Origin of the sequence: Actinoplanes sp. NPDC051513 (assembly GCF_044454685.1) — a bacterium.
In the GTDB taxonomy this organism is placed as follows: Bacteria; Actinomycetota; Actinomycetes; order Mycobacteriales; family Micromonosporaceae; genus Actinoplanes.
Window position 1 is genome coordinate 1 of the sequence record NZ_JBITDW010000074.1, and the last position, 1,046, is coordinate 1,046.

1 protein-coding gene is annotated in these 1,046 nt (G+C 66.5%); it reads left to right on the forward strand.

The genetic code is table 11. The features are described 5' to 3' along the window. Window positions 1-131: 131 nt before the first annotated feature. The gene (locus ACIA5D_RS51780) at window positions 132-1,025 is read left to right on the forward strand and encodes an IS5 family transposase (protein WP_396038130.1); all 894 of its coding nucleotides are present in this window, start codon (window positions 132-134) and stop codon (window positions 1,023-1,025) included. Window positions 1,026-1,046: the final 21 nt, after the last annotated feature.

Consider the following 1,046-nt stretch of genomic DNA (forward strand, 5'->3'; position numbering starts at 1 on the left):
CTAGGCCGTGTTTAAGAACTGGCGTTGGTGGTTGCCTGGTCAGGTCACAGGCGGCGTGTCGGTGATCGAAAAGTAGGGAGGTCTCCGGTAGATCGTTCATCGACGAAGAAGAACATCTGCACGGAGACCTCGTGGACACCATACCGGTGGCGGGGCGGCACGACCTGACCGACGAGCAGTGGAACGTCCTGGAACCGCTGCTGCCGGTCGGTAAGAAGCCGGGGCGCCCGCCGACATGGACGAAGCGGCAGCTGATCGACGGGATCAGGTGGCGGGTCAGGGCTGGGTGTCCCTGGCGAGACGTGCCCCCGCAGTACGGCGAATGGCAGAGCGTGTACGGCTTGTTCCGCCGGTGGCAGCGAGACGGGACCTGGGCGAGGATCCTGGCCGGGTTGCAGGCCCGCGCGGACGCGGCCGGGATGATTACCTGGGACGTCAGTGTCGATTCCACGATCGCCCGGGCGCATCAGCACGCTGCGGGCGCCCGCCGTGACGGTGACCGGCAGGTGCAGCCGCCGGGTGGGGTGCAGGCCGAGCCGGCAGATCATGCGTTGGGGCGTTCTCGGGGTGGGTTGACCACGAAGGTTCATCTGGGCTGTGAACAGGGGCAGAAGCCGTTGTCGGTGGTGCTGACCGCTGGTCAGCGCGGCGACAGCCCGCAGTTCACCGTGGTGCTGGACGGTATCCGGGTGCAGCGGCCCGGTGCCGGCCGGGCGAGGAACCGGCCGGATCGGGTCCTGGCTGATAAGGCGTACACGTCGAAGGCGAACCGGGAGTACCTGCGTAAGCGGGGCATCAAAGCGTGCATCCCGGTCAAGGCCGATCAGGCAGCGAACCGTCGCAAGAAGGGCTCGAAGGGCGGACGACCCCCGTCGTTCGACCCGCAGGTGTACAAGCAGCGCCACGCGGTCGAGTGCGGCATCAACCGACTCAAACGCAACAGGGCCGTGGCCACCCGCTACGACAAACTCGCCGTCCGGTACCAGGCCACGGTCCACATCGCCGCGATCAACGAGTGGCTATGACACTTCATAAACACGCCCTAG